At 73.5% G+C, this 7,982-nt stretch carries 5 protein-coding genes; all 5 read right to left on the minus strand.

Going from position 1 to position 7,982, the window contains the following annotated elements; genetic code table 11:
• Nucleotides 1-138: 138 nt before the first annotated feature.
• Nucleotides 139-1,401 (minus strand): ABC transporter permease, encoded by a 1,263-nt coding sequence (locus ABT300_RS17405; protein ID WP_351676202.1) that lies wholly within the window; start codon nucleotides 1,399-1,401, stop codon nucleotides 139-141.
• Complete coding sequence (locus ABT300_RS17410; RefSeq protein WP_351676204.1) at nucleotides 1,398-2,282, minus strand: ABC transporter ATP-binding protein; 885 nt, start codon at nucleotides 2,280-2,282, stop codon at nucleotides 1,398-1,400. The genes ABT300_RS17405 and ABT300_RS17410 overlap by 4 nt, the downstream gene beginning before the upstream one ends.
• A gap of 74 nt (nucleotides 2,283-2,356) precedes the next feature.
• Complete coding sequence (locus tag ABT300_RS17415) at nucleotides 2,357-3,700, minus strand: YcaO-like family protein (RefSeq protein ID WP_351676206.1); 1,344 nt, start codon at nucleotides 3,698-3,700, stop codon at nucleotides 2,357-2,359.
• Entirely contained in the window at nucleotides 3,697-6,207 is a 2,511-nt protein-coding gene (lanKC, locus tag ABT300_RS17420; RefSeq protein WP_351676208.1) for a class III lanthionine synthetase LanKC, read from the minus strand. The genes ABT300_RS17415 and lanKC overlap by 4 nt, the downstream gene beginning before the upstream one ends.
• A 13-nt stretch (nucleotides 6,208-6,220) precedes the next feature.
• Nucleotides 6,221-7,861, minus strand: a complete 1,641-nt coding sequence (gene mpaP, locus ABT300_RS17425) for a daptide biosynthesis intramembrane metalloprotease (protein WP_351676210.1) — start codon at nucleotides 7,859-7,861, stop codon at nucleotides 6,221-6,223.
• Nucleotides 7,862-7,982: the final 121 nt, after the last annotated feature.

Genomic DNA, 7,982 nt, shown 5'->3' on the forward strand with positions numbered 1-7,982 from the left:
CGGTTGAGGGGGTGTCTCGCATGTACAGCAGGTCTGAGCGGGTGCTGCGGGTGGTGCGATGGTGCGGTGATACGGGTGACCGTTGCGCCGGTGCTGCGTGGCGCTGAAGGTGCTGCGGTGACGTGGAGGGCCGGGCGGTCAGTCCGTCAGCTTCATGGCCTGGCGGAACGAGAGCTTGCGGTCGGTCTGAAGCAGCGCACGGCGGTACACCCGGCTGCTCACCCCGACGATGAGCACCGCGGCGGCGATCGACAGACCGAGCGCGGCGGCCGGCTCCCACCATGCGGTCTCCCCCGCCAGGACGCGGGCCGGCATGGTGACGGTCGAGGTCAGCGGGATGAAGGAGAGGATCTCGCGCACGTTGCCGGTCACGGTGACGCCGACGATGAACACCAGCGCGGTGATCGCGTTCACCGGGGTCGTGGTGGACTGGATGTCCTCGCTCCGGGTGGCGAGCGCGCCCGCGGCGGCGAACAGGCAGGCCAGGACGGCGATGCCCACGACGTAGAAGACGAGGAACCAGCCCAGTCCCGAGCTGATGTCGGCCAGGAAGTCCTGCTCGCCGGTGGCCACCAGACCGCCGATGCCGACCAGGCAGAACAGCGCCATCTGGGCGAGCGCCAGCAGCGTGGAACCGACGATCTTGCCGACGAGCAGCGACCGCAGCGGCACCGAGGAGGCGATGAGCTCGACGATGCGGTTCTGCTTCTCCTCCACGACGCTGGTCGCCAGCGCCGCGCCGAGCAGGACCGCGGCCAGGTAGAAGAGGAAGCCGAAGAAGTACGTCGTCATCCGGACCGCGCCCTCGGGCGTCTTGTCGGCCGACAGCAGGACGTGCTTGACCTCCGCCCCCTTGCTGAGGGCCGTCAGGCTGGTGCCGGCGGCCTGCGCGTTCTCGGCGAGGGCGTTCGACTGCACGGCGGCGCCGATCCAGGTGGCGGCGATGTCGTTCTGACCGGTGTCGCCGAGCAGGACCCAGCGGCCGCCCTCGAGGAGGAGTCCGGCCTCGGCGTCGCCGGACCGGACCGCCTCGCGGACCTGGTCGGCGGACGACTCCTGTTGGACCGTGATCTCGACGTCCTGGTCCGCCCTGACGGCCAACTGCTCGGCCTGGCCGGCTATCCGGCCCGCCTGCTGGTCGGCCACCGCGACGGTGATCTTCCCCATCGAGTCCGCCAGATAGAGCTGCAGTCCGATCGCGCCCACGATCAGGGCGAGGGTGACCAGCGTCGACAGCAGGAAGCCGCGGTTGGTGAGCTTCACCGAGATCTCGCGGGCGGCGACGATCCGCCAGGCGGCCGCGGTGGCCGTGCGGGGCGCGGTACCGGAAGCCGCGGGCGTGCCCTGCGGATCGGGCGACGTCTCGGACCGGTGCGCGGGGTTCGAGGTCACGGTGCTCATGCGGAGGTCATCTCCCGGTAGACGTCGGCGATGCTGGGAACGACGGGGGTGAAGGCGTGCACGGGTCCGCGGCGCAGGGCCTCCGTCAGGAGCGCGCCGGGGTCGGCGTCGGCGGCGAGCTCGACGTGCGCTCCGTCGGGCAGCTCTTCGACGTCGCTCACGCCGAGGACGTCGCGGGCCCAGCCGGCCGGCGCACCGGTGACCAGGCGGTACCGGGGCTTGTCGCGGTGCCGGAGCTCGTCCGCGGTGCCCTTGCCGACGACGTGACCGGTGGCCATGATCACCAGGTCGTCGCAGAGCCGCTCGACCAGATCGAGCTGGTGGGAGGAGAACAGCACCGGGATGCCCGCGGCGGCGTACTCGCGCAGCAGCTCGGCCATCGTGTCGACGGCGTGCGGGTCCAGCCCGGAGAAGGGCTCGTCGAGGACGAGCAGCTTGGGGGAGCCCAGCAGGGCGGCCGCGATCTGCACCCGCTGCTGGTTCCCCAGGGACAGGGACTCCAGCCGTGCCTGGCTCTTCTCCGCGAGACCGAGACGCTCGAGCAGCTCGAGCATGTGGCGGCGGGCGTCGGCGGCGTCCTGGCCCCGGAGGCGGGCCAGGTAGACGAGCTGGCTGAGCACCGTCTGCTTCGGGTAGAGGCCGCGCTCCTCCGGCATGTAGCCGAAGTCCCTGCGGTCGGCGGCCGTGACGGGCGCGCCGTCCCAGCGGATCTCGCCGCCGTTCGCGGCCAGAACGCCCATGATCATGCGCATGGTGGTGGTCTTGCCCGCGCCGTTTCCGCCGACGAATCCGGTCAACCGGCCTCGGGACACCCGGAAGGAGACCCGGTCGACGGCGCGATGATCGCCGAAGTCTCGGACGAGTTCTTCCAGTTCCAACATCTGTGTCTTCTCTCAGCTCGGTTGATCGGTTGCTCTGGTGGGGGGAATCGAGCGGCGGCGGACCGCCGTCACGGTCAGGGCAGCGGGTGCGGAGCCGCTTCGCGTGGATCGTCCAGGCCGGCGGCGCAGCCGGTGCGCTCGGGCGCCGACGCCAGCCGGGGCAGGTGCCAGCTCCACAGGTGCGTCTCGTCCATCCGCAGGCTCTGGTAGCCGGGCGCCAGCACCTTGACGACGTGCCAGCCCATGGCGGCGACCGCCGACGGGAGGCGCGGCGTGAGGTCCACGGCGAGGAGACCCGCGCCGTCGGCGGTCAGGGCCCGCCGGATCTCCTCCGCCTCCAGGGCCCGCCCAGGCGAGGGAGCGGGCAGCGGGTCCGGCTCCCGGAAGCCCGCGACCCAGTCGCGCACGCTCTCGTACGCGGGGCGGGTCAGCATGTGGCAGAGCCGGTCGTGCTCCGTCACGATCGGGGCGAGCCGCCCGGTCTCGCCCTGGCCGCGCAGCGCCCGCAGCGCGGCCCGTACCTGCCACGCCTCCTGGAACGCCTTGACGGCGGCCTCGGCCGGCCGGGTCGACGCCTTCATGCCGACGGCGGCCACGGCGCCCGGCCCCTCCGGGTCGATCAGGAAGCCGGTCATGCACCACAGCCCGGGCACGGCGGTGGGGATCCGGGCGAGCACGGGGGTCAGCCCCTCCGCGCGTGCCCGCCGCCACATCGCCGAGAGCCCGGCGTCGGCGGGCGAGGGGACGTACGTCGGCAGACTCAGCCGGCGGCCCCAGGCGACGGTGAGGGCGTCCCGTTCCGTGACCTCGATCATCGCGGCGGCGAGGGCGGTCTCGTGGCTCGTGCCGGCCGCCGCACCGGACGGGCTCGGATCGAACAGGTCGGCCCTGCGTGCGGGCCAGTCCACGAGGTCCGCGGGGACCAGGACGGGGACATCGGTGTCCAGGTCGCGGGCCTCGTACCAGGACAGGGCGGCCGTCGCGGCGTCCGGGTGCGACAGGGCGTGGTCCGGGTGGTGCGCGTACAGCGTCGTGGCGGCCAGGCCGGCCGCGGGGCCGAAGCGTGCGGGGTGCGCCGCCGAGGGGTGCAGGGCACGCCGTTCGACGGCCTCGCCCGCTCCGCGCAGCAGGGCGTCGATCCGGGAGGAGCCGCTGGCCCCGGCGAACCGGGCGGACAGCGGGAGGTCGCCGACGTCGGCGCCGGGCCCGGCCGGGGCCGAGGCAGCGGCCCCCGCACGCACCGCCCCCGCGCCCCCCGAGCCCGTGGGGGCCTGGGCGCCGACGATGCCCTCGAACCCGTCCACCGGCTGGAGTTCGACGGCGCTGCTCCACAGCGGATCGTCGTCGTGGGGCGGTGTGACCGCGTACCGCAGGGCGATGCCCGAGGCCGGGTCGAGGGTGGCCGGGATGTCGATCACCGTCGCGCCCCGGCGGCCGAGGGGGCGAGGAAGGACAGGGCCGGGGCGCCGTCGCGCAGGGCGGCGAGGGCCAGGAGGACTCCGGCCGAACCGGTGCCCACGTCGGTGGAGAGGCGGTAGCCGTAGTTGCCGAGGAAGTCGACGCGTCCGGGCTCGGCGGCTATCGCCTCCCAGCCGAGGGCGTCCAGGTGGAAGCGCAGCACGTCCCGCTCGATCTCGCTGCCGCCGTCGGCGAGGGCGAGGAGCTCACCGCTGCGGCCGTGCAGAAGACCGCACGACGTGGCGAAGCCGCCGCGCCGCAAGGTCCGCAGCCGGTCCACGGCGGCACGTATCCGCACGTCGTCGGGGGTGTGCCGCAGCGCGGCGCGCAGCGCGATCAGGATGCCCGCGGAGCCCTCGAGTCCGGCGCTGAGGAAGCGGTCGTCGAAGTCGTCGCCCCCGATGCGCTCGAGCTCGGCGTGGAGTTCGGCCAGCGCCCGCTCCAACAGGTCGGTGCGGCCGGTGTGTTCGTACAGGCGCAGCAGCAGCAGGGCGCGGCCGCAGCGACCGTGCAGCAGTCCCACGCGCTGGGGCGCCGGGGTGTCGGGCAGCCGGTCGGCGAGTTCGAGGGCCTGGCGCAGGCGGCGGTCGTCGCCGCGCCGGGCGGCCAGGTGCAGCGCGGTCAGGCCGAGGCCGGAGAGACCGGTCGCCAGGGTGGACCCCACGTTGGCGTCGCACCCGGCGAAGGCACGGTCCATGACCGCGTCGGCGGCGTCGGGATGACCGAGTTCCTCCAGGGTGTACGCGACGCCGGCGAGGCCGGTGAGGAAACCGGGGCCGTCGCCGGCGACCTGCTCGGACCGGTCGAGGAGCCACTGGACGTGTTCGGCGGGAGCCTCGGCGCCGGCGCGGTGCAGCGCCCACAGCACGCCCGCGGCCCCGTACGCGAAGGTCACGCCGCCGTCGTCGACCATGAACTGCGAGACGTCGCCCGGGTAGAGGCGGTCGGTGCGCTCGGGGGTGGCCGCCTCGACGATGGAGCGGGCGATGTCCGCGATCAGGCTCCCGGTCTCCTCCCCGGCGGCGGGCCAGCGCACGCCGTACTCCGTCCGCGCGCCCAGGACGTCGTCGCCGAGGCCGCGCTCGATCCGGCGGACGAAGGACTCGGGGAGGGGGAAGTCGCGGGCGGCCACGTCGATGAGCGTGCGGATCTTCTCGGTGCCCCACGGCACGACGTGCGGCATGGGGACGAACATGGTCAGCCGGAGCACGTCGAGCGCGAACAGGTCGACGTCGGGGCCCCGGAGGTGGTCGGGGGCGCGGAAGCCGAGGGAGCCCATGGCCTGCGCGCGCATCTCCTCGGCGGGCGTGGCGGTCTCCATGTCGATGAAGGCGACGGTGTCGTCGGGGCGCACGAGGACGTTGCCCGGGTGCAGGTCGCCGAAGACGACACCGCGCTCGTGCATGGCGGCCACGCCCTCGGCGACCTGGTCCAGGATGTGCAGCGTCCAGGCCGTGTACTCCGCGCGGGCCCGCGGCGTGTTGTCGGTGGTGCCGTAGGGGTGTCGCAGACGGACGAGCTCCGTCAGCGGGGTGCCGTCGACGTAGTCGCGGGCCAGGAAGAGGTGTTCGTTGCCCTTGCGCACGTCCCTCAGGGTGGGCACGGACGGGAGACCGGAGAGCCGGGACAGCGCCCAGTGCTCGCGCTCGAGGCGGGTGACGGCGTCGTCGCCGGCCGCGTCGAGACCGGCGAGCGGGCGGGCCTCCTTCAGCAGCACCTCGGTCCCGTCGCGCTTGTCGACGGCGCGGTACACGCCGCCTCCGTTGGAGAAGTGCAGGGCCTTGTAGACGCGGAACGGGAAGTCGGTGAGGGTGCCCCGGCGGCGCTCGTCGGCCGCCTCCTGCAGGAAGGAGGGGAGGGTGACCCATGCCGGGGGACGGAAGCCGGGGCGCCGCTCGTCGGGGACGAGTTCGCCGTCCGGCGCGGTGATCGCGGGTGCCAGGGTGCCATCCTTGAGGCGGGTGGTCTTCAGCACGAAGCCACCGTAACGCACGTACAACGGCCCCTGCTTCCAACGGAGATCGCTCAGCACGGACGGTGCGGGCGTTCCTCCGACGAGGTCGTCGAGGCCGTCCAGGGCGGTGCGCAGAGCCGTCTCGTCGACGGGGTAGACGGTGATGAACTTCCCGCTGGCGGTGCGGTCCCCGTACTTGCTGCCGCGCCGGCCGAGCGTCTCCAGGTCGGAGATGTACTTGAACATCAGCCCGTGCTCGACGCAGTACGGGACCACGGCGTCGAGGAGTTCGGCGGCGTTGTCGGGGGAGGCCGCGACGTGGATCTTCCATCCCTGGTCGGGGATGCGGGAGTCCGGCGGGACGCAGACGGTCCACTCCCGTCCTCGGGTGGCGCTCCAGCCCTCGGGCAGGGTCCGGCCCTCGTGGAAGTCCGCGCCGGTGGATTCGGCGGCGGCGGCGTCGTAGAACAGCGAGTCCGCGCGGCAGAAGTTGATGAACCGGGTGTCGAGCACGGTGTCTCCAGAGTCAGAAGGGCAGGAACGGGAGCACGTAGGTGCGGTGGAGGGACTTCCACAGGGGCACGCTGCCCAGCTCCACCTCGGCGGTGCCGGTGGCCGGCGTCGGGGTGCGGTCGAGGTCCAGCGAGAAGGCCGTCGAGTCCATGCCCACGGCGCTTCCGAGGTCGACGGGGAAGTAGGTGGAGACCGGGACCTCGGTCTGCGCTGCCGGAGCGGATCCCACCCGGGCGGTGGCGACGTCGTCCTGCAGCACCAGGCCGTTCGTCTTCAGCGTCACGCGCTGCCCGGCGTGGACCAGCTCGGCCGAGGAGCCCTGCGGCAGGACGAGCCGGGTGCCGGAGGCGTCGGTGACGTAGGCGGCAGCCGCCGTCTGATGGACGGGCAGGAACAGCGCGGCGCACCCGGCGGCGCCCAGTGCGGCGCAGACGGCGCCGACCCGGGCCCGGCGGACGCCGGCGGCCTTGACCTCGGCGGAGAGCCGCAGCGCGCCGCGGACCAGCATCCACACGATGTACGACAGCCCGGAGGCGGCCAGCAGGAGTCCGACCCAGCCGACCCGCTGGAGCGTGCCGAGCCAGGTCTGCAGGGCGGTGCTCAGGAAGTACACGGGGAAGGCGAGGCAGGCGAAGCCGTACACGACGGTCCACCGGGTGGGCAGTTCGCGCTGGTACGTGCCGCCGAACAGGAAGCGGGCGAGGGCGCGGCGGGCGTCGGCCATGGCGCGGTCGCGCAGGTACGGGACGTCCACGTGGCTCATCAGGGCGATGTAGCCGTCGAGTTTGATGAACGGCGTCAGGTTGAGCAGGGCCGTTCCGTAGCTGGTGACCGCGAAGAACAGCAGGCAGGTCTTGGCGGCGCCGTCCGCGAGGGGCCAGGCGGCGAGGGCCGAGGCGGCCGCCAGGGACGTCTGGACCGCGGGCCCGGCGAGCGCGGTGTGCACCCGCTGCCTGCGGTCGGGGAGCCGCCAGGCGTCCGAGACGTCGCAGAAGAACGCCGGCATCAGGTAGAAGAGCATGACGCCGATGCGCGAGGGCCGGCCCCCGTAGCGGATGAGGACGGCGGCGTGCCCCAGCTCGTGCAGGGAGACGCCGAGCAGCAGCGCGACGAGCACTCCGGTGAACGAGACCGCGGAGAGCGGGCTGTTCAGCGTCACCGCTACGGCGTCGCGCTGGGCGATCAGGGCGCCGGCGCCGAGCAGGACGCAGAGCATCCCGGCCGCCACGATCCCCCGGGAGAAGAGGCGGGCGAACACGGGGCGCAGGGCCTGCATCGTGCGTCCCGGCCGCAGCAGCGTGAGCTGGAGCGTCATCGGGGGGACGATCTGGAAGCGGGGGGCGACGGCGGGCGCCTTGGTCTCGCCGTCGTCGAGCAGTCTGAGGGAGTCGAGCCGGGAGATCGCGCTGCCCACCCGCTCGGTGCTCCAGGAGCCGCCCAGCCGGGCGGCGAGGGTCTCGTGGTCGCGCTCCCCGTCCAGTTCCTGGACGAGATCCGCGACGTGTTCGGTGATCCGCACGTAGCGGGCGCCGTGCTGGAGGACCCAGTCGCCCTGTCCGTCGGCGGGCGAGTGGACCTCGGCGCTCGGGGCGAGGCGGGGACGCCTCGTGTGGGCCGGGACGGTGGGAGGCGGCGGGCTCGTGACAGCGCTCACTGGCGTTTCCTTTGCGGGACGGCGGCGGGAAGGGGGAGAGCGCGCGGCACCCTTTCGGTGGGGGGGGCCCGGCCCGCCCCCCCCGCCCCCCCCCCAAAACAGCGGCCCACCCCCGCGGGTT

It is taken from the genome of Streptomyces sp. NPDC001027 (genome assembly GCF_040299045.1).
Classification (GTDB): domain Bacteria; phylum Actinomycetota; class Actinomycetes; order Streptomycetales; family Streptomycetaceae; genus Streptomyces.